Here is a 26,266-nt window from a genome sequence, read left to right as displayed (position 1 = left end):
CGACTATCTCCTATAGGAAATCCAACAGATTCCCCAGTTGTCCGGATCAACTGGAAATTCTATCGGAAAGAGCTCTTACTACTAATATACGAGGGATTAGAATTATGAAATTAACTCAAATAGAAATTAATACATTATAGAATTTTTGATAGTTCTGTACCAATAAATTTATTCCCCCATCCTCTATTTTCTACTATAGAAGATTTTAGAAACGGTTCAATGTTTGGCAATGGGAATTTATTTTCAATCATAAAATTTATGAGTACTTCCAAGGATAAAAGACTGCCTTCACCGTATTCTTCAATGATTGTGTACACATGACTGATTCCAAGATTATAGATATATCGAAGTAACACATTAATAGAGTCCTCAACACTTTGATATAATTTATATAAAGTTATAAATTCATCTCTACTTAAACGCTCAAACTCTTCTTCTTCGTATGTTTTAAATTCCAATAAATTTTCTGGAATTAATTCGACTACTACATCATTCCAATTATCTAAATATTGTATGCTTGTGAATTCCCATAAATAGTTTAAAACTATTTTCCAATCGTTCCTATCATAATTTAATGCTATTAGTGCATTCTCAAAACAACTAACGCTATAAGCTACTCTCCCTCTGAAGGAGATCTGTCTAAATGGTTCCATATTAATCATAATAATTCCTCTTTAGAATCCCGATTGAATGTATCTTGTTAAAGATACACAGCTATTTAAACTTTTCTAAACTATAATATGGATTCGAAATAGTATCCCCCACTTCTTCAACTGTCTCTATTATTTCAGCTAGTATTATTTCATTTATCCGCTTATTCATATTTATAGAGTCTCTTATTTTTTGAAAACTTTTTACCAGTCCAAGATTTACAACTATAGAAAGTATGATATCAACCTCTTCATAAGAATCTGTATTCCATATTTTTAAAATCGTTAAATCCAATTTATTTCTTATACTATTTTCTAATAATTCGTATGTCATAACTTGTCTATCAGTTAATTGACTAATGATAAGTAAAAACTCACCCTTTACAATCTTTCCTTCTCCAAATTCAATTAAAGTTTTTTGAAAAATCAATGCTATCGTTTCTGTTGCTAATCTGTCCGGTAAATTTTCAACTTCTTTTAGATTCATATATTCATTTACCTTTTATGTATATACTTTTGTTATTAATCTATGTAGCAGGCAGACACTCCCTATTAAACCACCGAAGCTCTTTTAACGTTAAATGGATCCACGTTCCCTTCTTCTAACAGATCCTCAAATTTCTCTGCCCCATGTTTTGCAAAATAATCATATTCGGACTTTGAAATGAAAAATGCTAGCAGCAGTTTTCCATCCCTTTCGTAAGAGTCTGTAAGGGCCGTACTATATTCTTCTGGAAAAGCATACAGCTCAGTAAAATAGACAGCACTTTTATTATATTTATGAACAAAAGCAGCATCAATGTTCTCTATTCCACTGATCGCTATGCCTCTCCCTATCTGCATTTGATTTTGGACACAGTAAAATAACGTATTTGCAAGAATAAAGCCCGAACTATTAAACGCTCCATCAACTACCATAGAAATCTCAATATAATCGCCCACTACTTCTGTATATTTACTCAAACCAAGTGTGGTATAAACCAAGCATTCTTCAAAGACATTTTCATACTTCAAAATTTGGATACTTGGCATTTCTTCACTATATTTATACACCTCCCGATCGATTGGCCTTCCTAAAAATTTTGTGTAATGATCGAAGTAAAGAGTTCCATAGTTAATCATCTAATTTCTCCTTTAGTTCCTTCTATATTGTTTCCACCTAAATTTCAACTAAAGACAGCACTTCAAAACTAGCACAGTAAAATTTAATGATGTTATTTTCATAATCTTCTACCAAATATTTATTATCTAATTCAAAACCATTTTTACTTAAATTATGAATTGTAAAGCCCATTAATTGGTTGTAGCTATTTCCAAATCCTATTAAATCAAGGGAAGAAACATCATTAAATTTCATCTTCAACGTATACTTACTTCTATCCACTTCTACTAAAAAATCTACTTCTAAATAGGAAACTTCATCATAATATGAATTGTATCCTATATAATAATTGAAACCTGTAATATAGTTCATATTCGTTGAACTGAAACTTGGGATCTTTATTGGAATTACTGTTTCTTCATACCACTCTTTTGTCATTTGTATTGTTTACTCCTTTGACCATTGTTTATAATTAAAGATTCCCTATATCTTCAATAACAGCACTTTCATCCTGAATTCCGATTAGACCAAGTTGTAAATATCACCTATTTTAATTGATTTCTTCCGGTATTTTATATAAACAAAGAGTATCTAATGCTTCAAAAATGTTGTCGCCGAATTTATATAATGAGCTTGCATTTTTACCTAATACATCAATCACAGAATCATTTACTTGATATCCCATCGTTTCCAAAAACATTACGGATTTAGTTACGTTAATCTTATTATTTGGATTCCAGCCTGCCTGTAGTAGTATGTCTCTCGTTTTTACCGACAAATTCTCCATAAGCACTCTTTACCATTTCCCTCTCTCAAAATCATCAGTATCTATTTCTTTAACAAATACCGATATCCACAATACGGTATGCTCAATTGGATCAGTTTCAATATATATACCATTTGAACTAACATAGACTTCTTCAAAATCATCATATTGAAAACTCGGCTCTATTTTGTGCACCTCATCAATATGCATCCCAATATATATCTTGTTAAATAATAATCCTTTGTAATCTTTCAATGCTGTTATTTTAAAGAGCTTCCCATTCATCAAATTGAACCAAAGGTCTACAGAATCTTTAATTTCATATCTAATAAAAAACTTTGTAAACAATCTTGACTTCTCATCCATATTAACAATTAAATCGTAGAACTGGCTTATATGACTATAAAGCTTAACCCCTCCAAGTCCTACCCAAGGAACAATAGGTAAATTGTTATCAATCACTCTACTCACTCCTTTACAGAAAACAGGATAAATTCTCACAGTTTTGCTTACTCTGGATAGCTTTGCATTTATAAATTACCCTCGAATTTCTTATTAATATATTTACAAGCCGTCTCGAGATCTTTAAATATCCATCCAATTTTATCTATAGGTTCTTTACTATCAATTCCTAATAATAATGTTCTAACTGCCTTTTCACAGCCCGTCCCAACGATAACAGCTAATGGTAATGCCTCATTAGGGTATTTATCTGCACTAATATTAAACACATATTCTAGCATATCTCCCCATTCATAATTTAAATCTTGCAGATCAATAATAATGGCATCAGGATCCCATGCCTCCATCGCTGCCTTTCCCATAGCATTCATATAAATAGCATCAGTATTTCCAGCAGATCCGAACCCGTATTTACCAGAATACTTTATTACTAATATTTCTATTTCTTCTGAAACCCCAAAGTAATAATCAACTTGAATATCACTTAGTTGAGAAAGTTCGACTTTCTTAAGATTTTTCATTTTAATTCCTTTCTATTCGAAAGAGATTCTATTTCTTCTCCTAACAGGGCTTGGCACAATAATCTAATGCTTCGAAAATATTATCACCAGATTAACTCAATCAGCTACTCCTCAATCAGCTACTGATTATTCTAATTCAATGTTGGAGAGGATTGTCTCTTTTATGTAGTACAAATAATTATTAGCAGAAGAAGAAACTTCACTGAAACTTTTATCAAGGCTAATCAACATTTATCCATTTAAAAACTGAGGCAAGTTGTTGATCCATTCTTCAAAGCTTGTATTGTATTCCTCAACATTAAAATCTTCACTAGAATAGTAATATACAGGGGATGCTGGGCCGTATTTTGCATTTATACAAAAATAATCACCGTTACCGATCTCGAAGAATGGAATCATATTTGCATTCCAATTGCCATTATTAATCTCATAATCATACACAAACGTAATTAAATCATTCCCATTATTTTTTCCTGTTGATACGTTTAAAATACCTGGTAATACATATTTAGAAATTAAGATAAAAAAATATTTAAACTCATCCCCAAATCTACAATTAAGTTTTCTCTCTGTTTTTTCCCAATCATTCAAAGAAGGTGGATCTAAGTCATCCCATTCTCTATCCAACACTTGAGATAAAACGGCTTCCACTTCATCATATGTCATATTACATTACCTCTCTTTTTATATTAGAAAGTTTTGAATATGCAATAGCTTAATGCACCTCCCCCTTTTTTATTCCATATGCTCTTCAGCAATTTGTATATGCGTTTTTAAATTTAAGTCTGGATATCTTTGATCTAAAGAATATAGTAACTCAATATACTTTTTACTTTGCAAATTATAAGCAACTTCTTCGAAAACCTCACTTACAAATAAAAGTTCCATTTTTGTACATACTTGCAAGAAATTCATGGTCAAATTTTCTTCTTCACTTAGTAAGGCTATTAGTTCTTCCCATTTCTGCTCAATTCTTGGATCATTATCATGAAGTAATGCTCGTTCACCTATGACTTTCCTTATTTTTTCCTCAAACATTGATTAATATCTTCCTTTCGATTAGATGATAAATGATAGGGTTCGCACTTGGTATCTATTCGCTATGAATAAGGGTTTGTATTTGGTCAATGAAAAAATTTAACGAGCTCTATTTTTTAATACTATGATTTTTTCTTTACTCAATGTAACTATTCAAACCTTATAAAATTCTTCTACCGAAATGACTTCCATAGAAGTACAATAAAACTCAATAAATTCGAATCCATCATTTTCACCATATCCACTATCATCATGTACATGATAACGCTGACTGCTCACCAAACCTTGCTCTTTCATATCATGAACAATTAAGTCCCTAGACAGTGGAAAAGTTGTTGCTTTTCTTATCGTTAAATCGTAAACATGATAATATCTAATCCTTATTTTGAAAGGTTCTTTTGTTTCTATAAAGGTAATATGAAAGGTAAGATCCAGTGTTCCAATATAGTTATCTTCAACATCCTTTTCAACATTATATTCAATCTTTACGATTCTCTCGTAAACCCAAGCACCATCTAATCTCTGTTTAATTAGTTCTTTGTTTTTTAAATGCACTATGCTCTAACCCTCTTTTCATTTGGTAGTCCAAGGTATAAATCAAATCCAATCAAGCTCCTCTTATCCGTGTAAGCGTCAACGGGCATAGTGAAGCGTAACTGAAAAATGTTCTTAATACTTGAAAAAAGCGATGTTCGATGTAAAAAACAAATGTTGGTTGTGATTAAAGCTGTCAGTCGGCGACTGCTGGAGTTGACCGTGTAGATGTAGGTGTAATTTTTGCCACTCTATTTCTAAGCGTTTTAGAGTAAAAGAAAAAACTCGTCAGAATAAACTGTGCCCTATCGAGTAGACACTTTATAAAAGTCTCTCGATGGGGTACAGTTTATTATTGTTGCGGTTTTAATAAATGCTGATCAATATGTCATGACCCCGGGCAAGGCTTTGTTCATAAAAATGGATTAACTGATCGAGTTCCGCTATAAGTTCTGCGAAAAGTTCCTCAGCTTCATCGTCCGCCCAAATATCCGGATAAATCTGTTTCGCTCTAAAATCGGCTGGCTTGAATTGTTGCTGCAAGACGGTCCTATCCATAGAATGAAGAGCCTCTAAAATGCGGGGTAGCTCATCAGAACCAATGACGCTGACGAATTCTTCAATATCCAGCACGCGGACTCCGACAATGGCCTCGCTTAATGGGTGGTCCTCGATTGGCTGCGAGGCAGAGATCCCTGTTAGCAAACAATGCAATCCGTCCCATAATTTATCCATTTCATATACGGGACAGCATTGTTTTTCCATAAGCTCCTCAATCTTCTCGACGATATGAGAATTGTCTAACTGGGAAATTTCATCCGCTAAAGCATCGTTTAATGATAAGTAACTGGCCATGATTCCCATCGTGTATCTTCTCCTTTTTTTCTATCAATTTATTCTTAAACCTAAACGGCAAACTTGTGAGAATTTGTTCCCCTAATGCCGTCCATTTGGCATCGATGAAAACGTATCGTCTTCTCATATAAGATTACCATATTTTAGGTATGTTTGATAATTTTCAAGGCATACTTACGGTAGAACAAGCTGCAAACATTGGTACACCTTGCCACTCTCCCTGTTGCGCAGACGTTTTAATTAACGCGGAAGGTTTATATTCCATTTTCACTAAATTTGGAGATTATATGATAAACAAGAAATTGATTTTTCGAAAACTTATCTGTGCTTTTTTGCAACCTCACTATCTGGTTTTATTTTTAAGACTTTTTCAGCTAGTATTTTAGCCTCTCGATCACTTAATAATTTATCAGGTATAGCGTTAAAAAATAATAAATATTCTTTTAGCTCTACATCATCTTCATCGCAGTCGATTGCCTTTTTTGCGTGATAAAATGCTGCCTGATAAGCTCCCTCTAAATGACATAATGGGAGAGATAAAATAATTGAAGCTATATAGTGAAGGAAAGCTGTTTCTCTATTTTTTAATAAATCTAAAACAAAAGAATAATATATGATACTTTCTGATTTATAACACAACTCCAATATATAATCTTCAAATTCATCTTTATTCAAACCATCCACTAATGCTTTCGCTTCTATAAATTTTAACGAAAGAATGCAGTCTTCTAATCTAGTTTTCATTGTAGTTTCACCTCTTATAAAGTCATCATTACCGTACATAAAATTCCCTTAATTTATCTTCCATGTATATTCCAGGAATATCTAACTTAACATATCTTTTCCTTATGATACACTCTTTTTCCTACTTCCTTATCTCTGTTAATTCCGATAATTAATAGTTCATGCATAAAAAAGAATGAATTTCTTATACAGTAAATATTTCACAAAAAATCACGATATTTAGTTTTCCTTATAAAATCCTGATAATTATCATTTAAAGTTTCATTAACAAGTTTTTTTCAACTATAGGCCACTTGTTGAAAGGACAAAATAACAATTGAAAGGACGATTATATGAAGCAAAAGCTTTCACCCATATCTGCCAAAGAGCGGATTGAAACACTCGATGTATTAAGGGGGTTCGCATTATTAGGAATCATATTAGCCAATATTGTTTGGTTCCTTTATCCGGCCTATATGCAGGAAGATCTAAGTTTTAAAAATGAATGGACTTCTTTTTGGAATCAAGCCGATTATACAGTTCATACTATTCTTACTATGTTTGTCGAAGGAAAATTTGTTATGCTGTTTTCTATGCTGTTCGGTTTTGGAATGGTCATTATGCAAGAAAGAGCCACTGCTAAGCAATTAAACTTTTGGGGAATTTATTCTAGACGACTTATTGCGTTATTTATTTTCGGTTGTATCCACGCCTATTTCATTTGGTTTGGAGATATTTTAACAGACTATGCAATTTTAGGATTATTACTCCTTCTCATGCATAAGTTAAAACCAAAAGCTATGTTAATTATTAGTTTAACTTTATATAGCTTACTTTTGGGATCATTTACGTTTGGGGCAATATCTTCTGATTCTACTACGCCAATGTCAATGTCCATGTCCATGTCAGAGGAAAGTCGTCAGCTCATGCAAGTTACGATCGATGCCCACCAAAATGGAGATATTCAAGAATTATTAGATGCTAATCTTATGGAAAGAACTTTTTATACAATGCGTAATGGGCTGTATGTTCTTTTTTTAGGCAATCCTATATTTTTTTTATTTTCAAATCTTCCATTCTTACTAATGTTCTTATTTGGAGCAGCTGTTGCGAAGAAAAAATGGATTCATCGTTTTGAAGAATATCGAAAAGGATTTTTCATTACGTGGTTACTAACATTGATTTTTGGTGGAACATTGGGCTGGATATTACCTTCCCTTTCAGAAAACTTTTCTACTGTTCAATATATTAGCTCGCCACTCCTAACAATCTTTTATGCCATTAGCTTAATCTTTATTTATCACACGGTGAAAGGGAAGAAAATATTACAGTGGTTAGCGTTCCCAGGAAGAATGGCATTCACAAACTATATCGGGCAATCTATTATATGTACATTTTTATTTGGACCATTTGCATTCGGCGTATACGGAAAACTCCACTTAACTACAGCTATCATCATTGCCATTGTCATTTTTGTTTTCCAAGTGATTTTTAGTAAGCTTTGGTTATCCAAATTCCGCTTCGGGCCATTAGAATATATTTGGAGGTCATTCACTTATTTAGGTATTAAAAAGGAATCTATAAATGCATAGCTTAGGTGAGGATTGACTGCAATTAATTGAGTTCTCGATAAACTCGCAAAATTAATCGATTAATTCAGGATTCTTCTCGATAAAATGAACTAAGGGGCTGCCAGTTGACAGCCCCTCTTCAATTATTTCGTTAATCGTTCCTTCTTTTTAATAATTTTAACATCAACTCTTAATGTGAAACGCAAGATAAAGTTCCGTAACTACATTTTTTTGATTATCAACCATATAAGTAATCGATAAAATTTTCAACAAGTTCATCGTTTTTATTTATCTTACTTATCATCTCTTTTAAATCTTCTATAAAGCCTTCGAGCAATTCACAAGATTCATCATCTATTATTTCCCCATTATATTTTCCTTGTACTAATTCTAAAGTAATTGAGAGATAATCCAGAAAATCGGAAAAAGAGTTTGCAATCGGAAAAAGAGCACCTGTTTCATAAGAGGCCATGACTGGTGAGCCTTCTTTATCAGTTACAACCACGACAGGATCATCATTTTTATCTGCAATGACAAGCCAAAATGGATTCCATTCTGGATCATCTTCTAGATCCGTTCCAATCCAACGAAACCCCTCTTGCCTATAGACAAGATTTTCAGGAGACCAAAGACTAAGAGATGAATTTCCTAAATCAATGCTCGTGCTTTTTAGCTTGTGACCATCATGACGGATATCACAAATTATTTCACAACGTTCATAAAAAAAATTTAATTCAGGAGAAAAATAAATTTTTTCATCTACCTGTAGTTTTACTAATTCTGATTTATAACGTACTCCACCATTCTTTACAACTGGGGATTCTTCTTGTGGGTATTTATTCATTGTCTGTATAAATTTTAATATCGAATTTTCTATTTGTTTCACATAAGCTCAACCCTCTCGTTTATTTTTTTCATTGATCTGTCCAATGTTCTTGCCTCTAAGAGAGAAACCGTGATTTACAATACATTTCCCATTTCATTACGAATGACATCGATTATTGCACTAAGCTACTCGCAATCCAAAGGTTATCTGCCAATCCTTGAAAACCCTTTGTCTGATGAAACAGAGTAGTAAATACACAGGACAAGGCAGTTCTTTACCAACAAAAACACATATAAAAAAGCTTAATTGGCTTCTTTATATGTGTTTTTAAATCATTTCTGTTGTTATTTGTGCCTAAAGTTTTAAATAACGGAAATCAAAATCAATACCTTCGCCATCCAGCAGATTTGCTTTATACTCTATTTCTTCCTTAGAACTATCAAAAGTAACTTCTGTGTACAATTTCTGGATTTCAATTATCTCATTTAATAAATAGTCATTGAAATCTTTATATACTTTAGCCCCATTAATGGGATCATGAGAAAACAAATAAACCTCTCCAGTGTCTCTTTTAAAACAAATAGGATCATTGCTAGGGCTTTCAGAAAAAACAATATATTTATCTGTTTCTTCCTGTTGAAAGTGTAATGATACAAATTCCCAAATAGAATTTGTCAATACTTCCCACTCATCAATTTTCTTAAGGTTGTACATGAAATCAGAACTTTCAATACCACCAAAATTTATGAAATAGTCTTTCGTTTGTGAGGGAATTATCCAATCTAGATATTGCTCTGTCTTTTGAAAAATTTTTTCACATTCTAATGAAATCACTTCTACATCATAATCCTCAAGAAAGGATGTTAGGTTTTCAATCCAATCGTCTTCCCCTATCTGTCTAATTGGTATCATCATAAGCATCCCCATACGATTCGAAATTTTCAGCTAACCAAAACCAATTTTCACCTTTACTAGAGTATAAATGCTCTAACAGTTCCGTAAAGCTTTTAGCAATAATCTGACTATCCCCTGGTGTTGCATGGGTTTCCAAGAAACTATCATAGCAATAACCGAAATGAGACTTGCTCATGTCAATACTAATGTATTGGTTTATTTGTTCAGATTCAGCAATAAGATACCAGTCATTACTAATATCATCTTCTAGTTCCTCCCAAATAACATCATCCTCTGGATAAAGCCTTTTACTAGTCGGAATAAACTCATTTGAAGAAACTATTTTTATTCCATAAGGCTTATCTAAAAACATTTGTAAGGAGTCATAATTGCTAAAAAAATAATGCAAATCTTTTGGAAGAACTAAATCACTTGTGAAATCTGTGATCCTTTTCACAAGTCTACAATTACTATCCTGTTCAATTTTTTTAATAATCTCTATTATCTTCATACTTGCTCCTTTAATCTCAAATTTACTTGTATTTATCATATATGTATTATTGAATTCTTTGTAAAACTTATCTCGTGCTTCCCCTAGGTACTTAGCTGCATCAAACGTTACATCTAACAACTCTTGTGCTTGCTTTGCTATTATTTTATCCCAATCCCCCTACTTTTCCAATTGTTTCCTCGAATCACTTCTGAATACGTCATAACAATAGTTAAACTTTATCCAAAAGGTAAATAAATTTAGTTTAAAAAAAGAGTAGCAATAAATCCAGATACTGCGGATTTATGCTACTCCTTAAATGTTTTTTGCAAGTGAGAAATTCTTAATTATCATAGAGATATACAGATAAATGTTATCACATATCATCCAGCGAGTACTACGATGTCTGTTTTATTATCACTAAGTTTCTACTTCCATTCAGAATTATTTTATTTTAAATCAACAAATTCCGGACTACGTACATTTCCTTCTTTAACTAACAGAACGCCTTGAATTTTCTCTTTTCTGCAAGCATCCACGAAAACTTCATCTACAACTATCTCTTCTTTTGATTCTTTCATTCTTACGACATGATATCCATTAAGGGATTCTTGAATAAAAGCAATAATATTTAAACTAATTGGCCCATCAGGTATGGATTTAATTAGTGGTTCATAGTCTGATCTATTATGATCTAAACAAGGAATCAGATTTAAAACATTCATTACAAAGTAAGAATTGTTTATTTCTCCCGTTTCTGTAGATTTTATTATTGCAGGAATGAACTCGCAATCTGAACCTAATCCTTCTATTAGTGTTTTTAGCTTTAAACTTACTAGTTTACCACCGACTGTTGGTAAAATATCATACTGTTCCATATAAGAATCGAACCTATCTTCCACGTATAAAAGTTTTTCACTCTGAGAATAAGGTATTCCTTTATCTAAATTAAATCTATTATATTTGTTCTCATTAGAATAAAAGAAATATACATCTCTTTTGTAAGAAGCTAACAATCTGAAATAACTCATCTCATACTCATCCTTCACAATGTAGTCTGGTTTTGCAAGTTCTAAGATTTTTCTTTCCCTATTTATTATATCTTTCATAGCATAGTGGTATTGCTTAGAAGTCCATTTGCTCAACTCACAGACATTCGTTGTATGTTTTATAGCGATTCAAATATGAGCTGCAAACACCATGATATTAAATATTTATTGTTAACGATTCAGCAAAATTTTGTAATTTTTTTATAAGATAATTGATTTCTTCAACCCCCATAATCATACACTCGTCGGCTTCCATAATCATAATGTCTTTAATAATGCCTTCAATTTCATTTGGTAAGTGTCGATTATATTCTAAATAAACAATATAAGCAGATTTGGCAATCTCAATAGGATCGTTTGTACTTTCCCAAACAGATACTAGTTCAATTAATGATTTTTTTATCGACATATTTTTTGTAATCCTATTTTCCTTTCTTAATTTTTGTGCAACCTTACCTTCTTTGATATCTTTCAATATTTCCTGTCTTCTATTCTTTCTTTCTACCTGTTATACCCCAGGTTGAGAACTATTCGAGTCATATGTCGTAGATAAATTCCATTATCTCACTGTTGAAATCAATATCGTATTGTTTCAAAATTTCTATTGGCCTTGGAGCAGCAGGATGATCCATAGCAATGTGAAAACAGTTCCATTTATAGCAAAAAAAGAGCAGAAAAACCACCTATCACCTAAGGTTCTATTACTCTTTTGATATGCTTACTGCACTAAAATATAAACGTTTAAATAAATATGTACAAAAATGCTTTTTTAACCAAGTACATTTTTGATTTCCTTTGTATTATAACTTTACAGGAAGTGGCGAGCATCATAGCCTTGACCGGTTAGCCAGCTCTTGATATAGCTGGGTTCTAGGCTATTGAGTAGAGGTCCGTGTCAAGTTGTAATTATTCACGCATTTGTATAGAAAAGTAGTTAATCAGCGAAAGTGTACATACTTATACTAGCAAAAATGTACATTGTTATTTTTACGTTTGCACTAAAAATCGGTTTCGAATAATCCGATATAATGCAGGCCGTTATAAAGCTTTTTAACATCTGTAATTTCGATTTCCGAATCGAAATAATAAAACATTGTGTTTACTTTGTCTAATCCTTTTTGAATACAGATGTTTTTTATTTCAACCATCGACTCATCCTCTACTGATAGTTCTTCAATAAATTCATCCACGTCTGTTAATTTATCTTGCCAGTAGACACCAATCCAATCCTCGTCATACACTTTTTCATTAATATCCTTACAAAATTCACATATCTTATATTTTGGATCATCGATATCCATGTTTGGATCACTATAATCAATTTCAAAGTATTCATTAAAGGTATCGTTATCTACGTTGCTAATTCCTATCCAAACATGAACCTTACTCATTATCCCCATTATTATTTACAACTCACTTTTATATGATTTTTATGATATTTTGCAATTATTTTTCTAACTTCCCTTTTGGAGTTCTTGAAAGCCTGAGACAGTTGTCTATGAAAATTACTACTTGCTTTACTAGATTTTCCAGGTAGCCTTATTAAATTTACATGTGCTCGTTTAGGTTTCTACATCTTTTGTAATTAGCTATTCTTTTTATTCTATGTTAAATTTTCCATCAACCGTTTTTATAAAATCTATTACATTTTTTTCCGTAAAAGAAAATGGACTAAAAATATTTTTTGTTAACAACTCTTTTTCTTCATAACTCAACTTCTCCCATTCCACATTTTGAGCATTTTCTACTGCTCTTTCTTTAAAAAAATTATGATTTTCAATCTTCCGCCATTCACTCCATGTATCTTTACCTTTTTCTTCGATTTCGTATTCTGTTAACATATCTACAATATTGTTGCAGATTTTTGCAATAATGGGACTACCCGCAACATCGAAATTATCTGGACTCTTATGAAATTTTGCCTCAAGTAAAGCTTTATGTAAGTTTAAAATTTCATAATATCCCTGAACCTCTAGTTTTATTTCATTCATAGAAATGATTTCCTTCCTTTATAAAATTCAGTTTTTAAGCTCCTTACATGTGATTTAGTTTCCAATACCATATATAGATTAACCAGCATTATTTTCTCTTTCAGTAATATCTTTATGCAGTTTGTTAGGGATTCTTTCCATGTTCACTTGGATTATATTCTACTGGATTTTGGATTTTTTGATCTTCCACCTTAACTTTTCGACATCCATTTGATTTAGTTTCAATTGTTTTGTGTATATGAATATATCTTCGTTAACATACTCAAATCGAAATGTGGTAGTTGGTATAATATTTTTATTTTCATGATAGAAACCATTTCTAATAATTGTATCAATTGTCTCATTGCTATTATAAGAATATTTATCCACCAAAAATGTTTCTTCGTTCAATTCTTCGTCTCCATCCAAGTCAACGTCCTTTAAATAGAATATTACTTTTTCAATCGCAGTCTCTTTAAAAACTACACAATATACTTGTTCTAAAACTATTTCATCATTATCGTTATTTAGATACCTAAGATACAATTTCATTCCATCTTCTTTTATTACAAAAACGCTGCTCCATCCCTTATTTTCACTATCATATGAATAGTACAGTTCACCATCTTTTAACTTATTTACTATAACCCCCTCGTTAGATTTGGGCTCAGCTTTATAGATTTTCGGTTCCTTTAAATGATTCAGTGCATTTTGGTATGGGGAAAATTCCAAAAACGAATCACTCCAAATAACTGTTTCATTTACTATGTCTTTTATTTGGTAAAGCATATCTTCGTATGAGTCGAAATATTTTTCAAAAATTTTACGCAGCAAATCGTATTCTTTTTTTATCACCTTGTACACTTCCCTAATTTTTTTGTCGTTTTTGTTTCCCAACTTTAATTCCATCTGGATTTTCCGTAGACCGTCATGCTGATAAGTCTTTCGTCAAATACAAAAAACATATGTAAAGAAAGTGCTTATACGTCTTCTTTACATATGTTTTTGAATCTTAATAAAATACATTATTATCAAGAAAATAATATAGAATTAGTTGTAGATCGCACTATTCGAGTAAATCCTTTGGTGCTATCCCACGATTGTTTGCCTTTTTAGGATCTGCTCCATTCTCTAATAGATATCTTATTGTTGATGTTTCATTACTATTTTCCATGATCGCTCTCCATAAGGGTGTATTGCCTAAATTATCTACTGCATCAATTTCAGCACCACGAATTATAAGAACCTTAACAATATTATATCTGTCATAAATAGCTGCAAAATGCAGTACGGTTAAGCCCGATGCATCTTTAATATTAACATTACATCCAATATTCACAAGATAATTAACAATATCATCCTTTCCTTCAACGATTGCGGTCATCAGAAACGTACGACCGTCCCTATCCACACTATCTAAACCATATTTTTGTAAAAACGCATTAATTTTCTCGTAATTTGATTCATTTAGTAACACATACAACTGTGTATCATCGAATTTATTCATTTTCTTTTCTTTCCTTCCCTACATGATTTTATCTGATTTATCTTCGTTCTTATGACATTAATTCAATGCAGGGTCCTCGATATAGTATAAATCAGAGCTATTCATCATAAGCTTCACTAGGCGATCCGAGATAATTACTAATCATTATATTTTCGAATTTATCTGAATTATCCCGCGAGACATACTCATGTAGAATTCTATTTCCATCCTACAAATCTCATCGTTTTTTCGTCAGAACTCTTCTCTATTTCTCTACCTAGCGGGTCATACTTGAAAGAAACTTATGTCTTATCTGATTTGATTTACTTTGCCATAATATTCATACTTTTACGTATCAGCATTCATCTCCAAAGATTATAATCTTAAACTTTTTGATATTACTTTTTTCTTTTCCACCACACAACTTCATCAATCATGATTTTTTCTAATTTCTCTTCATTATCGTAGATAAAATCATAACATAATGGTGTCTCTACATCAGAATTACAAGCAACTACCTTTTCCATTCTATTAGAGTCATTATAAATATAGTTCATTGCTGACCAATCTTTTTTTCCACCTATTCCTACATCTATCCAATTATGTTCATCTATAGGTTTAAATACGCTAATACCTGATAATTTCGTAGGGAAATTATTCTCCGGATACCACCTCGTTACATACGTATTCACACTTTTATCTGAATTTATAGTATATATTTGAGTTCCTGTACCTAGTTTTATATTATTATCAATTTGTGGATATTGCATAATAATTAGTTGATCTAATTCATTAAATCCGAAAGAATGAATCATTCTTTTACTAAATCTTTCGCTTTCCGTTATATTTTTTAAAATTCTACCCTTTTTAAATTTATTTATCTCATGAAAGTAAGGAAGATGAGTATAAAATTCATCAGAAGCATATTTCCAATAAGAAATCTCTGATAGCTTTGTAGTAATCATAATGTCTATATTCTGTTCTACTTCACTCCACTTATCTAATAATTCTTTTCGAATTTCAAGTACTGTTGAGTTCATTCTACTCCTCCATTTAAAAACACATATCATTGAACCTTTTATAAGAGGTAACATATAAATCACTTAACTACGGCATAAGACTACTTACCCACTCTTTAAGATTTTCAGTCCACTCTTTACTCTTAACTTTTTTAAAGTAAAGTATCTTGCCATTCCGACTTCCTTCACAATAGAAAATATCATTCAGATTAGTACTTCTTCTCCCAAAATCACCATGAATAGGGAATATTAAAGTAATAGCTTCTTTATTTATACCTCTCGTTATTTTCCAATAAACTGTAAAATCATTTGTTACATAATACAATTGATTAGAATATGCATTTGAAACCGACCAGCCTCTTTGAATTAGCTGATTCTCTAACATTTCTAAATGTTTAATTGACATAGTTCTCCTTCTTAAAATTGATCCCGGAATTTTTACTCAAAGTATTTCCATCCTTAGTTAAATGTCTTCAATTTTTCTGCATTAAAGGAGAACCTCATCCGCAAATCCCCTTGGCGGGTGTTCTGGAAATTGGTTTTTCCATTTACAATATGTCTTCATCAACTTGATTTCCTCGTACATTATTCAAATATAGTTTCGTTTTCTATCCTCTATTTTATAAAAATAACTTATTTCACTAGAATATTTATCAACCTATGAATATTGCCAATATCCTACTATTGGATTCTTTATTGAATCCTCCGTCACAATTGCATACAAATACACAGCACCAAACCCAAATGGAAGGCTTGCGCCTGAATGGAATAATCCATTGGGATAACCGTCCTCATCAATTTGACACAAGAAACTATACCCATCTTTTTCTAATTCTGAGTAATAATATTCTTCTTCTTGAATGTGAAAGGGATTCCCACCAAGCTTAATAAAAAAAGGTGTTTCAAAGGCTTGTTCCTCATTTACAAAAATACCTTCTGAAATATAGTGTTTAACAATTCCAAATTCGGTATAAGTGGAATCCAAACTTTCTTTTGAAACCGGATGTTCAAACACGTACAATGAGCAGTTTGGATAAATATTTTTTGAAACACGATTTTCGTATTCTTTTGGTATAAAGATCGAAACCATGTTATTTTTATCTAGTGGACTTACAAAACAAAGATAGAAGTGATAATCAAATCCAATTTCACTAAAAAATTCACTTTTATCGTCAAAATATGCTGGGGCATTTCCACCAATCCATCCATTACCAACATTCTGATTTTTGTCTAACTGAAATATAATACTTTCTTTTCGTTCAACTACTATGTTATTTTTATTCTCCATATTATTATCCAAATAACTTATCGGATTTCCCCCCCCTTTGCTCTTTCTACAGATTAATCCATGTCTTCAGGCGACTTCATTCCATTACCAAAGTATTCGTACTTCCACACATCGCCATTCGGTTCTGTTTTCTGAATCAAGTGGCCCTATCATAGCTGAAAATCCTAGTCTAAGAAGAGGATGAAGAGTAAATATTACATCTCTTCCAGCTCATATTGCAAACTTAGGTTTACAATGACTTTACAAACTTCCTCTATTAACTCACTTTCTTGAACTCTTCTGTTACCATTAGTGCAGATGTATATTTCATCCTTGCAATTTTCTATAGTACACCATCGATCCCAATTAAAATCGTCATATGGAAATACAATTACTTTTTGATCCATAATTACATCTTTATACATTTCATTAGACTTTAGGACAGAGAATATCTCCTCGATTACCAAATCTATTTTTTCTTTATCTTCAAGAACTATACTGTACTCAATACCCATATTATCAACCCCCTTCTTCATGATTTCTTCATCTACGTCAGCCAAGTTGACTGCTTATTCGATGGTCTACCGGTATAATATATTCTTTACATATGTTTTTGGAAGTCTTGTATTTAGATTCCATCAAAATATTAAGTTCATCCAACAATCCAGCTAATTATTATCCCTTTTGCCTTTTTCAAATTATCATTATTTAATGTACAAACTATTACTAATTCATTCAGAGTACCTTTGGCATCAACAGTACTATTTCTCCAAGAGGTAAATACGTCCCCTTCAATTGGATTTTCTTGAATAACCCTTATTATTCTCCCATCTTTTTTAGATCTCGCTGAGAATATTGGGTTTCCATCCATCACTTTTTTCCCATTACTGAAAGTGGTTTTATAAAATGGGCTTAACCAATCGCTCTTATTAATATTTTCTGTATCTAGCCACTTAAAAAAGTTATCCATCCAATATTTTTCTAAAGCTTCATATACCTTTTCATCATTTAAATAATTATCAAAACCGTGGATATTTTCTTCTTTATCCAGGACAAACACCTCCAATGCCTTTCACCTATACAACTAACCTTTCATGCACAATTCCTTTACTAGAAAAACTTTTTTAGACTTCAGATACAGTTAGCGGATGATTTTGAGGCCATGCAATAGACTCCTCAAATTTTACAACTTGCTCTTGAATCCTATTCCGCAAAAAACATGTAAGGAAGGAGCTCTTAATTTTATTAGCGTTGGCTCTCTGAACATCACTCAAATTCTTTAGGAAGGCTATTTGCTTAATTTTTTACTGGACTAATTAGAATCACATTCTTTGAATTGTGAACCTCTAAACAATTGTATTTTTGATTTAAAATTTCAATTGTTTTTCCATACTTCATAAGTGTGATATCTTGGATCACTAAAAAAGGTACACCATTCAGTTTTTCTCTAATATCTTTTATAGAAAGTTTCAAATTAAAGCATTTTCTTATGTCCATAATAAATTTATTTGCATCATTTGGTACTCTGACAACATACACTTTTACCTCATCTATCAAATCAAGTTCGACTGAAGGAACATCTTCTTCATCTATAACAGGATTATTTTCAAGCCAAGTAAAAAAATCAATATCTAAAGAATATAAAGGCGACGACAATGCACCCAAATCTTGATAGAATACGTTTAGTTGGTCGCTATTCTTTTTTAAAAACACTCCTTGACCTCCACCATCATCCCCTATCAAAATATAATCTGCTGCATAAACACTTACTTCATACAACCCGTTCCTTTCCACTGCAATGTTAAAACCATAAATATTTATTCCGTTTTCAAATGTAACTTCCTCAAAAAAATTCCAAAACTCAATTAGTTTCGTAGGTATGTTCGTTTGAAAACTGGTATTGATCTCATTTGCATCAAAATTTCTTTCTGTTCTAGTGATTAAAGGTGTCGACTTAAAATTTAAAATCATTGATTTCCTCCAATTAAATATGACCTAGTTTATTTGCTATACCTTTAAGGAATCTTTTCCCCATTTCGCTGTTTGTTTCTGAGTTCTTCATTAGTAGAAGGAAAAAACAGACAAGCTAAAGCGATAACCTCTGTATAAATTGTCTGTTTTCTTTACCTAAGGCCCTTTTTTATCTCTTCTGGAATTAATCATCTTCACATTTTTCAAGATTATTTATGAAGGTAACAAAGCTATTTGATAAAAAATTGATGCTTCTTTCTGTAACTTCCCCCAAGTCCAAACAATTGATTCTACACAAGATACGTCATTCGCTTTGGATACTTTATATCAATTCTACCGCAATGCTGCATCTTGCATAGCGATCAAGGTTCTATGTACACATCATATGCGTATCAAAAATCAGTCAAAGAAAAAGGAATTACCCTAAGCATGTCCCGCAAAGGCACACCCACTGATAATTCCCCAATTGAAACGTTCTATCTCGACGGAATCTACCGCACGACAAATGCGCATATGATTCAAATCGTCGAAGACTAAATTACCTATAATAACAATATCCGTATTCAAACAAAATTTAACAGCCAGTCCCCCATACCTGAATGAAAACACTGCTATCATTCAAAAAATAACGTTACATCTGCCAGTTTACTTAAGCTAAAATGCTCTCTGACTGTATAATAGTTGGTTTATAGGAATTTCGCAACTTCATGTACCTACAATAATTTAGATTACAATTATGTTTATATAGTAACTAATTCAGCTTTCTTTTTCTTAAGTGGTGCAAGCTCTGGTAGACGTACCCAACTTAAACCAAGCGTTCCTTCACCTGCATGAACCGCTACACAAGCACTTAGTGGTAATACGGAGAAGTTTATGAGCGGATATTCGTTCTCTAAAGCTTTTTTCCAAGCGGTTGCGCCTTCTTCATCATTACAGTGAATAATTGCAACTTCAGGGATAATACTTTTTTCTAGATCTGTATTTAAAACATTTTGTACATATGTTTTAGCTCTAGTCGTAGCGCGTACTTTTTCTTTCATAACGGGCTTCCCATCTTCAAATGATATGACAACTTTAATATTCAACAAGTTACTTAAAAATGCTTGAGTCCCTGAAACTCGACCACTTTTATGTAATTGTGATAAGTTAGCCGGAATAAATGAAAGCTCACTGTTATCTGCCATCTCATTGATTCTTTCAACAATATAGCCAGGTTCAAAACCTTCACGCTCTAACTGCTGACCGAGTTTAATCATTTTCATCATCGGAAATGACCCGATTTTTGAATCCACTGGATATACTTCAAATTCAGCTTGACCAGCTGCTGTGAAAGTGCTTTGATAAGTGCCCGAAAGATGTTGAGAGGTATGAATTGCAATTGCACATGTATACCCTTGTTCTTTTAATGATTTATATAAGTCTACAACTTCACCAATAGCAGGTTGTGATGTCTTTGGATTTTTTTTAGCATTTCGTAGCTTTTCGTAAAACTGATCATGTGTCATATCAACAGTTTCGCGTAAAGCCCCTTCTTCGAACACTATATTAAGTGGTAATACGTGAATTTGATTGTCCTGTATGAACTTTTCATCTAACAATGCTGCTGTATCTGTAACCCATGCAATTTTCTTTCCCATTTAAAAGTAATCCCCTTCATCTATCGTAGAATATTATTCATTTTATCTTATGCAACTATACACAGATAAGATCATCATGAGTAGTGATATTTATAATACTGTATTTATTTTTTACAATCTTCGACATTATTTCGACAATAATTGCGATAAAAATAGCATTTTATAAGCATACGGTAAGCTATCTAATATTTCATTCGCTAATTGTTGGGCGCATATACGACGTTATTGGCTGAAAGCCGATAGCAAAAATGGGAAAATCGGCTTGGATTACTGTGATCAACTGTATCGCTTAGAACGGCAATATAAGCATCTCTCACCAGGAAAGCGTCGTAAAGCACAGCAAAAGCAATCAAAACCGATTGTCGAAAAGTTTCAGGAATGGGTAGATAAATCGCCATTCTTCGGAAAAAACACCTTGGATAAAGTTTCCAAAAATACATTAAATCGTGTACATAGGTTAAAAGTTTCTCTGTTCGATGGTCGGATTGGAATTGATAATAATCCAGTTGAAAATCCGATTCGTCCTAATGTGATTGGCCGAAAGAACTGGCGTTTTTCTGTGAGTGAAGCTGGTGCTAAAGCGAATGCACTGCTTGAGTCTGGCTGAAACAGCAAAAGCGAATGGTATCGATTTCTATCAATATTTAGTTAAACTAAGGATGGAGCTGCCGAATTTACCGATCCATCAGCAACCCCAAATTTTAAATAAATACATGCCTTGGTCGAAAAATATCCAAGCCACATGTGCAAAATAGCCATCTATTCGAAAAAAATTTCAGATAGATGGACATTCGTTGTGCGGTCCGGAAAGATGCGCATATTTTTTGTATTTCGGGCTTACAACATACGAGATAATACATTTCTATTTCTAAAAAAACACATGTAAAGAAGGACTTAAATACTTTTCTTTACATGCTTTTAAGTTTCATCTTGAAACAAGTAGCCCTGCTTTTTAATTTTTTTATAAGGTGTAACTATAGCTAAACAGTTTAATTTAAATTTTCTGTTATTTCCGAGTAACTGGAATCATTTTTTTATAGACTCCCCTCAAAAATACATCATTAATAGCGGATAATAGTTTCTCTTTGGTGATTTTATCTACTAGTACAACATTTTCCTCATAAAAGAAGCTATACATTTTTAATTCATCATCTACATCTTGCTTAAACCTTGTAGAATCATAAAAGTTGATCTGGAATTCATTTTCATTATTTATTTTTAAAATAGTACCATATAAATAACCTTTTGATTGCATTTCAAATTGAACTAATTCGTCATCTAAATCATAATCGAAAAATACTTGAAAACCATTTAGTTTAATTTCCATTTTATTATCACCTTGTACATTCTGTTTTTACTTTAGACAACTCCTGCTTATATTGCTCCGGTGTTACTATATAGGAATAACATTCAAAATGCTTCTAAATAGAAACCTCAGTTACAGCGAGAAACTACTGTGAATTCTCGTAACCTTTCTTAAAAGGAATTATATTTGTATTAATTTCTTTGTGTTTGCTCTCTCTGTAGTTTCTTAGTGTTGAAGCATTGGCATAACTATAATTGTCTTGAGAGGCTTCTGATTTGCCATCATCCTCCCAAAAACATACTGGGCAAACATCATACTCACCTCTAGATTCTAATGTTAAGTACCCACAGCAGTGACATTTGTATAATTCCTTTTCTTTGCCTATAACAGTATAATTTTCTTTGAAACAGTCTTTAATAAATTTTTCTAAAAATTCATTTGAAACACCAGCAAATATTTTTTCGCAATAGAAGTTAATTAAAAAATTTTGTACTTCATCAGAGTATAAATCACTGTATTCAATTGAATTTCCGTTATCATCTAAGTAATCAGCACAAAATCTATCTTTTATTTCGTTTTCAGATAAACTTGATATTTTATTAATAGAATAACATTTAAGCGCAAAGTTCCTACTTAACTTGTGCATTTAATTTTAACCTCCGATAAGGATAATCCTGGTTTTTCAGTGCTTTAGAATTTTTCTATCTTTAACATGCCTTACAAGTATCCACGATTACCTTACGATGAATTTTCTGAACCAATCCTGTCAGATTTGGTTCGTATTCGGCAGGGCTATAATACAAATCAATTTAGCTCGTTGACAGAATACGTCGATGCTATTAATTCAATATAGCTATCATATCCTTTAACAATATAATGTTTCAAATTCAACCTATTTCTGGGGTCGTACTTCTTTATATTTTCCTGTAAATGTTTAGAATCTATCACTTCATAAAATCCTGAATCTGGCTGATGAAGTATCTCTTCATCATTCTCCAAGTGATTTCCAATTGATGATTCCTTAGAAATACAAAAACCATTATAATTGGATTCATCGAAATTTAGCGTTACACATTTAACTTCGGCTACAATTGAAAAAATAATTTCTATGTTAACACATTTTTCTTTATCTATGCTCTTTAATGGTATAGCACCAACTTCAATTCTCACGCCACCCGATTCTGTATATACCAACTCTAAATCAGTAGTAGATATTTTGAATATAAAATTTAATGACTTTAAAGTTAACATTCTTAAAACCTCCCGTTTTTTCACCTAGACAACTTGTTACATTCTTAACAAGACCAGAACCATCTTTATTCTTTGCAATCGATTCACCCGACCTTACATAATCAAGATACTTGTTCAAAAGCGCTCAAACAAACGCTTACCTTAATATATAATTTAACAATTATTTCTGTAATCGTTCCGAGATAAGGAGGAATAAACCCAGTTAATCAAAACACGAAAAAACACATGTCCATGGAATAATACCCTTTACATGTGTTTTAAAATTTCCTACAAAGCTACACATTTCTATGTTGTAGATTTCTGTGCTCTTGTTAAATAATTGTAGTGGTTTATAAAATTATACGTTTTTATCCATTTTTTCATCAGCTATTCTAAGTCCATCTGGCAAAATAAGATTGTATTCTTGAGCCACAACTTCAATAACCTCATCGTAACATTCAAGAAAATAATGCTTAAACCCCTTTTCAACTAATGTCTTTTGCTGATTCAAAAAGTCGGAATCAATCACTTCACAAAAACATGTATCCAATAAATTTTCGTTAAAGTAATCAAGACCACAAAGTCCAAACTTGACTACATTTTTAAAAATGAAAGAAATATCAATGCATCGTTCTTCTGTAGAAATATTTGATGCCAACGCAGTTGATAAATTTAACGAAAGTTCAACTTCTCTTGGAAATCGATCCATAATGAGCTTTTTTAAAATCAACGCATCTCTAGCATCTATTACACCAACAGTTGTTTCTATTAATCTAGTTCTCATTATGCCCTCCATTTCTTTACCTAAAGCAACATCCTACCGGTTGTTCCGTAGATACCCATACGTTTTTAATATTCTTTATTTATTACAATTCAAAAACACTACATTTAATTTTATTATAAATCAGTTCCTCATTTATTATTTTTTCAATCTCTCTCCAGTCCCCGCCTGCTAACCCTGAACCAATTTTAGGCATCTGTATAGATAATCTATGTATTAATGAAAATCTTGCAACTTCTTTTAAACATAAACGAAGTGCATCGTAATCAATATAAGTTGTACTATCTTTATAATTTTTTCTCACACCTTTTTGCGCAAGCATATTTGCAATAAAAATTGTTTTCTGTTGATCTACACATACAAACTGAACTTCTCCTAACCTAAATGTTTCTTTGTCATTAGACCATTTTAGATATTCTTTTTTTGCAAGCGGGAATTGCTTTGATAGAGATAGAACAAAGCCTTTTCCCCATAATCCTAATAGGTTAACAACATGAATGATTAGTGTATTTTGTTCTAAAGGAAGAGAAGCATCACCTTTTAAGTAACTTATTTGTGATTTGTTAACATGATCTAAAATTCCCTCTTTCCACTTACCTTCAAATTCTAATCTAGTAATAGGTATACTATCACTTAAGTCTAAACTATCGATATGTCCATCGTACAATAAAAATCCAATATTTTCGTTCCAATCGTTCAACGATGAAGAAATATACATATCGTTATTGATTATATTGATCTGCCTAGTTGCAACTCCATTCTCAAATTCTGTAAATAATTGTCCGTTACCTTTTGCAAAATCAATATTATCGCATTTGTAGTATAATAAGCTTTCAATCTTTTCCTCCACTAATGTCCACCTCTTTCAGAATATCTAAATTCAATAATAAAATCCCTAATCTAGGTTCACGAACATTTAAAGCTGCAACATCAAAAAAGATACGCTATTTTAGTTTTCAAACATCAACATAAATATTTGCAGCTAATTTAAACACCCAGGGTAAATGTTCGAATCTTCTTAGGATCGAACAGAAAAATTCCTACAACGCCTCACCCGAAACAAAACTTCTTTCGCTATAATTTCAGTCTACGTTTCCCTATTCCAGGTCGGCAATATCTTAAATAGTTTATAATCAATTGCTGATTCCTTTAATACAGGGGGGCATTACTTTTACTACAACATCCTAATAAAATAAATCTTTCTGAAGTAACTTTAATTGCTCAATTCTCTCTGCTATAAAATCTTTATAACTTTCTTGTGTAAAACACTCAGGCCACGTATTACAGAATTCTTCACGTGAAATCGTACCTATTATTATTCTAATAATTTCCACGCAATAATATACAAAGGTTTTATTATAATAATCATCATCTGAATAGTCCTCTATAACTTTCCTAACCAACTGTTGCATTTTTATAAATGATTCTTCATTCCACTCTGCATTCATTCTAATGTAATATGCTAACTCCTCATCAGAATATCATATTCAAGAAACTGCTTTAAACTATCTTTCATAAAATTCAACCCGTACAGGTAATAGCACTGTTAGGTATTCCTCCTTCCACTAAAGCCTCTTTTGCTCCTTTTGCCATTTTATTTGCTCGATGAACGGGATCATCTTTATGTACCCTATAATCCATATGGCTCTTTTTTAAAACCATACGTAATAACTACAAATGTAAATGCTAGCACCAACCATGAAGACTACAAACATCTTGCGATTAATGTGGTTTTTAAATATCATAAAAATGGTTAGGGGAGTCTTTGTATATAATGTGTACTTCATCAATTGGACAGTCAATGTATCCCCACTTATTCCAATTTAATTTCAGCCACTTAATATCTATTGCATATCCCTCATTATCTTTTGGAATTGACTCTTGAGGTAAATGTACAAAAGTTAAGCCAGCTTTATATCCAGATGCAACTAATAATGAGTACTGTTTTTGTTGCTCAACAACCATAAAATCTACATAATCTTCATAGGGATATTTCCCCTTACATCTTAGTATTGCTCCGCGTTCTATATTTTCTTTTAAGTCAATCAATTTTATATTCTTCATATTAACCACACCTTAAATTATGTTTTCCAGAAGTATCAGCAGGCAAGTAAACTC

The 26,266-nt window shown here is 31.9% G+C and carries 35 protein-coding genes and 2 pseudogenes; 3 read left to right on the top strand and 34 right to left on the bottom strand.

The window, feature by feature from the left end; genetic code table 11:
* Positions 1 to 134: 134 nt before the first annotated feature.
* The 12 genes from ACIQ7T_RS08925 to ACIQ7T_RS08870 all read right to left on the bottom strand — a co-directional run bounded on the left by ACIQ7T_RS08925 (position 135) and on the right by ACIQ7T_RS08870 (position 6,672).
* The gene (locus ACIQ7T_RS08925) at positions 135 to 662 is read right to left on the bottom strand and encodes a hypothetical protein (protein ID WP_402869860.1); all 528 of its coding nucleotides are present in this window, start codon (positions 660 to 662) and stop codon (positions 135 to 137) included.
* A gap of 52 nt (positions 663 to 714) precedes the next feature.
* On the bottom strand, positions 715 to 1,137 hold the full coding sequence (locus ACIQ7T_RS08920) for a hypothetical protein (protein ID WP_402869858.1): 423 nt from the start codon (positions 1,135 to 1,137) through the stop codon (positions 715 to 717).
* A 65-nt stretch (positions 1,138 to 1,202) separates the two neighbouring features.
* Entirely contained in the window at positions 1,203 to 1,772 is a 570-nt protein-coding gene (locus ACIQ7T_RS08915) for a suppressor of fused domain protein (RefSeq protein ID WP_402869856.1), read from the bottom strand.
* 37 nt (positions 1,773 to 1,809) lie between these two features.
* A complete protein-coding gene (locus ACIQ7T_RS08910; protein ID WP_402869854.1) occupies positions 1,810 to 2,190 on the bottom strand; it encodes a hypothetical protein in 381 nt (126 codons plus the stop codon).
* A 112-nt stretch (positions 2,191 to 2,302) separates the two neighbouring features.
* A complete protein-coding gene (locus tag ACIQ7T_RS08905) occupies positions 2,303 to 2,539 on the bottom strand; it encodes a hypothetical protein (protein ID WP_402869852.1) in 237 nt (78 codons plus the stop codon).
* A 9-nt stretch (positions 2,540 to 2,548) separates the two neighbouring features.
* A complete protein-coding gene (locus tag ACIQ7T_RS08900) occupies positions 2,549 to 2,980 on the bottom strand; it encodes a hypothetical protein (RefSeq protein WP_402869850.1) in 432 nt (143 codons plus the stop codon).
* Positions 2,981 to 3,048: 68 nt separating this feature from the next.
* On the bottom strand, positions 3,049 to 3,501 hold the full coding sequence (locus ACIQ7T_RS08895; protein ID WP_402869848.1) for a hypothetical protein: 453 nt from the start codon (positions 3,499 to 3,501) through the stop codon (positions 3,049 to 3,051).
* Positions 3,502 to 3,732: 231 nt separating this feature from the next.
* Positions 3,733 to 4,167: an SMI1/KNR4 family protein gene (locus ACIQ7T_RS08890; RefSeq protein ID WP_402869846.1), complete on the bottom strand. Its 435-nt coding sequence runs from the start codon at positions 4,165 to 4,167 to the stop codon at positions 3,733 to 3,735.
* Between the two features lie 69 nt (positions 4,168 to 4,236).
* Positions 4,237 to 4,539 carry a hypothetical protein gene (locus tag ACIQ7T_RS08885; RefSeq protein ID WP_402869844.1) on the bottom strand — a complete coding sequence of 101 codons (303 nt, stop codon included), beginning with the start codon at positions 4,537 to 4,539 and terminating at the stop codon, positions 4,237 to 4,239.
* Positions 4,540 to 4,692: 153 nt separating this feature from the next.
* On the bottom strand, positions 4,693 to 5,094 hold the full coding sequence (locus ACIQ7T_RS08880; RefSeq protein ID WP_402869842.1) for a hypothetical protein: 402 nt from the start codon (positions 5,092 to 5,094) through the stop codon (positions 4,693 to 4,695).
* A gap of 345 nt (positions 5,095 to 5,439) precedes the next feature.
* The gene (locus ACIQ7T_RS08875; RefSeq protein ID WP_402869840.1) at positions 5,440 to 5,937 is read right to left on the bottom strand and encodes a YfbM family protein; all 498 of its coding nucleotides are present in this window, start codon (positions 5,935 to 5,937) and stop codon (positions 5,440 to 5,442) included.
* Positions 5,938 to 6,246: 309 nt separating this feature from the next.
* Positions 6,247 to 6,672 (bottom strand): hypothetical protein, encoded by a 426-nt coding sequence (locus tag ACIQ7T_RS08870; protein WP_402869838.1) that lies wholly within the window; start codon positions 6,670 to 6,672, stop codon positions 6,247 to 6,249.
* A 332-nt stretch (positions 6,673 to 7,004) separates the two neighbouring features.
* On the opposite strand from ACIQ7T_RS08870, the gene ACIQ7T_RS08865 reads away from it, so the two are divergent.
* Positions 7,005 to 8,243: a DUF418 domain-containing protein gene (locus ACIQ7T_RS08865; protein WP_402869836.1), complete on the top strand. Its 1,239-nt coding sequence runs from the start codon at positions 7,005 to 7,007 to the stop codon at positions 8,241 to 8,243.
* 217 nt (positions 8,244 to 8,460) lie between these two features.
* Here the strand turns inward: ACIQ7T_RS08865 and ACIQ7T_RS08860 are convergent, their stop codons facing one another.
* From ACIQ7T_RS08860 to ACIQ7T_RS08790, 15 genes are all read right to left on the bottom strand, one after another.
* A complete protein-coding gene (locus ACIQ7T_RS08860; RefSeq protein WP_402869834.1) occupies positions 8,461 to 9,108 on the bottom strand; it encodes a hypothetical protein in 648 nt (215 codons plus the stop codon).
* A gap of 294 nt (positions 9,109 to 9,402) precedes the next feature.
* Positions 9,403 to 9,960, bottom strand: coding sequence for an SMI1/KNR4 family protein (locus ACIQ7T_RS08855; protein ID WP_402869832.1), 558 nt, complete (start codon positions 9,958 to 9,960; stop codon positions 9,403 to 9,405).
* Complete coding sequence (locus ACIQ7T_RS08850; protein ID WP_402869830.1) at positions 9,947 to 10,573, bottom strand: SMI1/KNR4 family protein; 627 nt, start codon at positions 10,571 to 10,573, stop codon at positions 9,947 to 9,949. Before ACIQ7T_RS08850 ends, ACIQ7T_RS08855 begins: the two co-directional genes overlap by 14 nt.
* Before the next feature lie 308 nt (positions 10,574 to 10,881).
* Entirely contained in the window at positions 10,882 to 11,577 is a 696-nt protein-coding gene (locus ACIQ7T_RS08845; protein ID WP_402869828.1) for an imm11 family protein, read from the bottom strand.
* Between the two features lie 61 nt (positions 11,578 to 11,638).
* Positions 11,639 to 11,956, bottom strand: coding sequence for a hypothetical protein (locus ACIQ7T_RS08840; protein ID WP_402869826.1), 318 nt, complete (start codon positions 11,954 to 11,956; stop codon positions 11,639 to 11,641).
* 523 nt (positions 11,957 to 12,479) lie between these two features.
* Positions 12,480 to 12,872, bottom strand: a complete 393-nt coding sequence (locus ACIQ7T_RS08835; RefSeq protein WP_370079788.1) for an immunity 22 family protein — start codon at positions 12,870 to 12,872, stop codon at positions 12,480 to 12,482.
* 207 nt (positions 12,873 to 13,079) lie between these two features.
* Positions 13,080 to 13,472, bottom strand: a complete 393-nt coding sequence (locus tag ACIQ7T_RS08830; protein WP_402869824.1) for a hypothetical protein — start codon at positions 13,470 to 13,472, stop codon at positions 13,080 to 13,082.
* 159 nt (positions 13,473 to 13,631) lie between these two features.
* Positions 13,632 to 14,360, bottom strand: coding sequence for a hypothetical protein (locus ACIQ7T_RS08825; protein WP_402869822.1), 729 nt, complete (start codon positions 14,358 to 14,360; stop codon positions 13,632 to 13,634).
* A gap of 157 nt (positions 14,361 to 14,517) precedes the next feature.
* Positions 14,518 to 14,958 (bottom strand): ankyrin repeat domain-containing protein, encoded by a 441-nt coding sequence (locus tag ACIQ7T_RS08820; RefSeq protein ID WP_402869820.1) that lies wholly within the window; start codon positions 14,956 to 14,958, stop codon positions 14,518 to 14,520.
* 377 nt (positions 14,959 to 15,335) lie between these two features.
* Complete coding sequence (locus ACIQ7T_RS08815; protein ID WP_402869818.1) at positions 15,336 to 15,977, bottom strand: hypothetical protein; 642 nt, start codon at positions 15,975 to 15,977, stop codon at positions 15,336 to 15,338.
* 67 nt (positions 15,978 to 16,044) lie between these two features.
* The gene (locus ACIQ7T_RS08810; RefSeq protein WP_402869816.1) at positions 16,045 to 16,362 is read right to left on the bottom strand and encodes a hypothetical protein; all 318 of its coding nucleotides are present in this window, start codon (positions 16,360 to 16,362) and stop codon (positions 16,045 to 16,047) included.
* A 252-nt stretch (positions 16,363 to 16,614) separates the two neighbouring features.
* Positions 16,615 to 17,244 (bottom strand): hypothetical protein, encoded by a 630-nt coding sequence (locus tag ACIQ7T_RS08805; RefSeq protein WP_402869814.1) that lies wholly within the window; start codon positions 17,242 to 17,244, stop codon positions 16,615 to 16,617.
* A 194-nt stretch (positions 17,245 to 17,438) separates the two neighbouring features.
* Complete coding sequence (locus tag ACIQ7T_RS08800; RefSeq protein ID WP_370079774.1) at positions 17,439 to 17,783, bottom strand: hypothetical protein; 345 nt, start codon at positions 17,781 to 17,783, stop codon at positions 17,439 to 17,441.
* Positions 17,784 to 17,875: 92 nt separating this feature from the next.
* The gene (locus tag ACIQ7T_RS08795; protein WP_370079772.1) at positions 17,876 to 18,289 is read right to left on the bottom strand and encodes a hypothetical protein; all 414 of its coding nucleotides are present in this window, start codon (positions 18,287 to 18,289) and stop codon (positions 17,876 to 17,878) included.
* Positions 18,290 to 18,519: 230 nt separating this feature from the next.
* Positions 18,520 to 19,194 carry a hypothetical protein gene (locus ACIQ7T_RS08790; RefSeq protein WP_402869811.1) on the bottom strand — a complete coding sequence of 225 codons (675 nt, stop codon included), beginning with the start codon at positions 19,192 to 19,194 and terminating at the stop codon, positions 18,520 to 18,522.
* Positions 19,195 to 19,474: 280 nt separating this feature from the next.
* Here ACIQ7T_RS08790 and ACIQ7T_RS08785 point away from each other — a divergent pair.
* Positions 19,475 to 19,728 (top strand): annotated as a pseudogene (locus ACIQ7T_RS08785) (IS3 family transposase); the annotation flags it as partial.
* A 206-nt stretch (positions 19,729 to 19,934) separates the two neighbouring features.
* On the opposite strand, the gene ACIQ7T_RS08780 reads toward ACIQ7T_RS08785, so the two are convergent.
* Positions 19,935 to 20,831: a DegV family protein gene (locus tag ACIQ7T_RS08780; RefSeq protein ID WP_323646460.1), complete on the bottom strand. Its 897-nt coding sequence runs from the start codon at positions 20,829 to 20,831 to the stop codon at positions 19,935 to 19,937.
* Positions 20,832 to 20,997: 166 nt separating this feature from the next.
* Between ACIQ7T_RS08780 and ACIQ7T_RS08775 the strand changes: the two are divergent.
* Positions 20,998 to 21,586 (top strand): annotated as a pseudogene (locus tag ACIQ7T_RS08775) (IS66 family transposase); the annotation flags it as partial.
* A gap of 251 nt (positions 21,587 to 21,837) precedes the next feature.
* On the opposite strand, the gene ACIQ7T_RS08770 reads toward ACIQ7T_RS08775, so the two are convergent.
* The 6 genes from ACIQ7T_RS08770 to imm45 form a co-directional block, all read right to left on the bottom strand.
* The gene (locus ACIQ7T_RS08770) at positions 21,838 to 22,158 is read right to left on the bottom strand and encodes a hypothetical protein (RefSeq protein WP_370079766.1); all 321 of its coding nucleotides are present in this window, start codon (positions 22,156 to 22,158) and stop codon (positions 21,838 to 21,840) included.
* 124 nt (positions 22,159 to 22,282) lie between these two features.
* The gene (locus ACIQ7T_RS08765; RefSeq protein WP_402869809.1) at positions 22,283 to 22,783 is read right to left on the bottom strand and encodes a CPCC family cysteine-rich protein; all 501 of its coding nucleotides are present in this window, start codon (positions 22,781 to 22,783) and stop codon (positions 22,283 to 22,285) included.
* A gap of 158 nt (positions 22,784 to 22,941) precedes the next feature.
* Positions 22,942 to 23,388 (bottom strand): hypothetical protein, encoded by a 447-nt coding sequence (locus tag ACIQ7T_RS08760; protein ID WP_402869807.1) that lies wholly within the window; start codon positions 23,386 to 23,388, stop codon positions 22,942 to 22,944.
* Between the two features lie 337 nt (positions 23,389 to 23,725).
* Positions 23,726 to 24,151 carry a hypothetical protein gene (locus tag ACIQ7T_RS08755; RefSeq protein WP_402869805.1) on the bottom strand — a complete coding sequence of 142 codons (426 nt, stop codon included), beginning with the start codon at positions 24,149 to 24,151 and terminating at the stop codon, positions 23,726 to 23,728.
* Between the two features lie 82 nt (positions 24,152 to 24,233).
* Positions 24,234 to 24,998 carry a macro domain-containing protein gene (locus tag ACIQ7T_RS08750; RefSeq protein ID WP_402869803.1) on the bottom strand — a complete coding sequence of 255 codons (765 nt, stop codon included), beginning with the start codon at positions 24,996 to 24,998 and terminating at the stop codon, positions 24,234 to 24,236.
* An 884-nt stretch (positions 24,999 to 25,882) separates the two neighbouring features.
* Positions 25,883 to 26,212 carry an Imm45 family immunity protein gene (gene imm45 / locus ACIQ7T_RS08745; protein ID WP_370079757.1) on the bottom strand — a complete coding sequence of 110 codons (330 nt, stop codon included), beginning with the start codon at positions 26,210 to 26,212 and terminating at the stop codon, positions 25,883 to 25,885.
* Between the last annotated feature and the right edge of the window lie 54 nt (positions 26,213 to 26,266).

It is taken from the genome of Lysinibacillus sp. NPDC096212 (assembly GCF_044763105.1).
Lineage (GTDB): Bacteria > Bacillota > Bacilli > Bacillales_A > Planococcaceae > Lysinibacillus.
This window is presented reverse-complemented; position numbering and strand designations above follow the sequence as displayed.

Excerpts from the sequence above, each read along its gene's own strand:
- ACIQ7T_RS08925 (WP_402869860.1), bottom strand. The coding sequence starts at position 662 with ATGATTAATATGGAACCATTTAGACAGATCTCCTTCAGAGGGAGAGTA.
- ACIQ7T_RS08920 (WP_402869858.1), bottom strand. The coding sequence starts at position 1,137 with ATGAATCTAAAAGAAGTTGAAAATTTACCGGACAGATTAGCAACAGAA.
- ACIQ7T_RS08915 (WP_402869856.1), bottom strand. The coding sequence starts at position 1,772 with ATGATTAACTATGGAACTCTTTACTTCGATCATTACACAAAATTTTTA.
- ACIQ7T_RS08910 (WP_402869854.1), bottom strand. The coding sequence starts at position 2,190 with ATGACAAAAGAGTGGTATGAAGAAACAGTAATTCCAATAAAGATCCCA.
- ACIQ7T_RS08905 (WP_402869852.1), bottom strand. The coding sequence starts at position 2,539 with ATGGAGAATTTGTCGGTAAAAACGAGAGACATACTACTACAGGCAGGC.
- ACIQ7T_RS08895 (WP_402869848.1), bottom strand. The coding sequence starts at position 3,501 with ATGAAAAATCTTAAGAAAGTCGAACTTTCTCAACTAAGTGATATTCAA.
- ACIQ7T_RS08890 (WP_402869846.1), bottom strand. The coding sequence starts at position 4,167 with ATGACATATGATGAAGTGGAAGCCGTTTTATCTCAAGTGTTGGATAGA.
- ACIQ7T_RS08885 (WP_402869844.1), bottom strand. The coding sequence starts at position 4,539 with ATGTTTGAGGAAAAAATAAGGAAAGTCATAGGTGAACGAGCATTACTT.
- ACIQ7T_RS08875 (WP_402869840.1), bottom strand. The coding sequence starts at position 5,937 with ATGGGAATCATGGCCAGTTACTTATCATTAAACGATGCTTTAGCGGAT.
- ACIQ7T_RS08870 (WP_402869838.1), bottom strand. The coding sequence starts at position 6,672 with ATGAAAACTAGATTAGAAGACTGCATTCTTTCGTTAAAATTTATAGAA.
- ACIQ7T_RS08865 (WP_402869836.1), top strand. The coding sequence starts at position 7,005 with ATGAAGCAAAAGCTTTCACCCATATCTGCCAAAGAGCGGATTGAAACA.
- ACIQ7T_RS08855 (WP_402869832.1), bottom strand. The coding sequence starts at position 9,960 with ATGATACCAATTAGACAGATAGGGGAAGACGATTGGATTGAAAACCTA.
- ACIQ7T_RS08835 (WP_370079788.1), bottom strand. The coding sequence starts at position 12,872 with ATGAGTAAGGTTCATGTTTGGATAGGAATTAGCAACGTAGATAACGAT.
- ACIQ7T_RS08830 (WP_402869824.1), bottom strand. The coding sequence starts at position 13,472 with ATGAATGAAATAAAACTAGAGGTTCAGGGATATTATGAAATTTTAAAC.
- ACIQ7T_RS08825 (WP_402869822.1), bottom strand. The coding sequence starts at position 14,360 with ATGGAATTAAAGTTGGGAAACAAAAACGACAAAAAAATTAGGGAAGTG.
- ACIQ7T_RS08820 (WP_402869820.1), bottom strand. The coding sequence starts at position 14,958 with ATGAATAAATTCGATGATACACAGTTGTATGTGTTACTAAATGAATCA.
- ACIQ7T_RS08815 (WP_402869818.1), bottom strand. The coding sequence starts at position 15,977 with ATGAACTCAACAGTACTTGAAATTCGAAAAGAATTATTAGATAAGTGG.
- ACIQ7T_RS08810 (WP_402869816.1), bottom strand. The coding sequence starts at position 16,362 with ATGTCAATTAAACATTTAGAAATGTTAGAGAATCAGCTAATTCAAAGA.
- ACIQ7T_RS08805 (WP_402869814.1), bottom strand. The coding sequence starts at position 17,244 with ATGGAGAATAAAAATAACATAGTAGTTGAACGAAAAGAAAGTATTATA.
- ACIQ7T_RS08790 (WP_402869811.1), bottom strand. The coding sequence starts at position 19,194 with ATGATTTTAAATTTTAAGTCGACACCTTTAATCACTAGAACAGAAAGA.
- ACIQ7T_RS08780 (WP_323646460.1), bottom strand. The coding sequence starts at position 20,831 with ATGGGAAAGAAAATTGCATGGGTTACAGATACAGCAGCATTGTTAGAT.
- ACIQ7T_RS08770 (WP_370079766.1), bottom strand. The coding sequence starts at position 22,158 with ATGGAAATTAAACTAAATGGTTTTCAAGTATTTTTCGATTATGATTTA.
- ACIQ7T_RS08765 (WP_402869809.1), bottom strand. The coding sequence starts at position 22,783 with ATGCACAAGTTAAGTAGGAACTTTGCGCTTAAATGTTATTCTATTAAT.
- ACIQ7T_RS08760 (WP_402869807.1), bottom strand. The coding sequence starts at position 23,388 with ATGTTAACTTTAAAGTCATTAAATTTTATATTCAAAATATCTACTACT.
- ACIQ7T_RS08755 (WP_402869805.1), bottom strand. The coding sequence starts at position 24,151 with ATGAGAACTAGATTAATAGAAACAACTGTTGGTGTAATAGATGCTAGA.
- imm45 (WP_370079757.1), bottom strand. The coding sequence starts at position 26,212 with ATGAAGAATATAAAATTGATTGACTTAAAAGAAAATATAGAACGCGGA.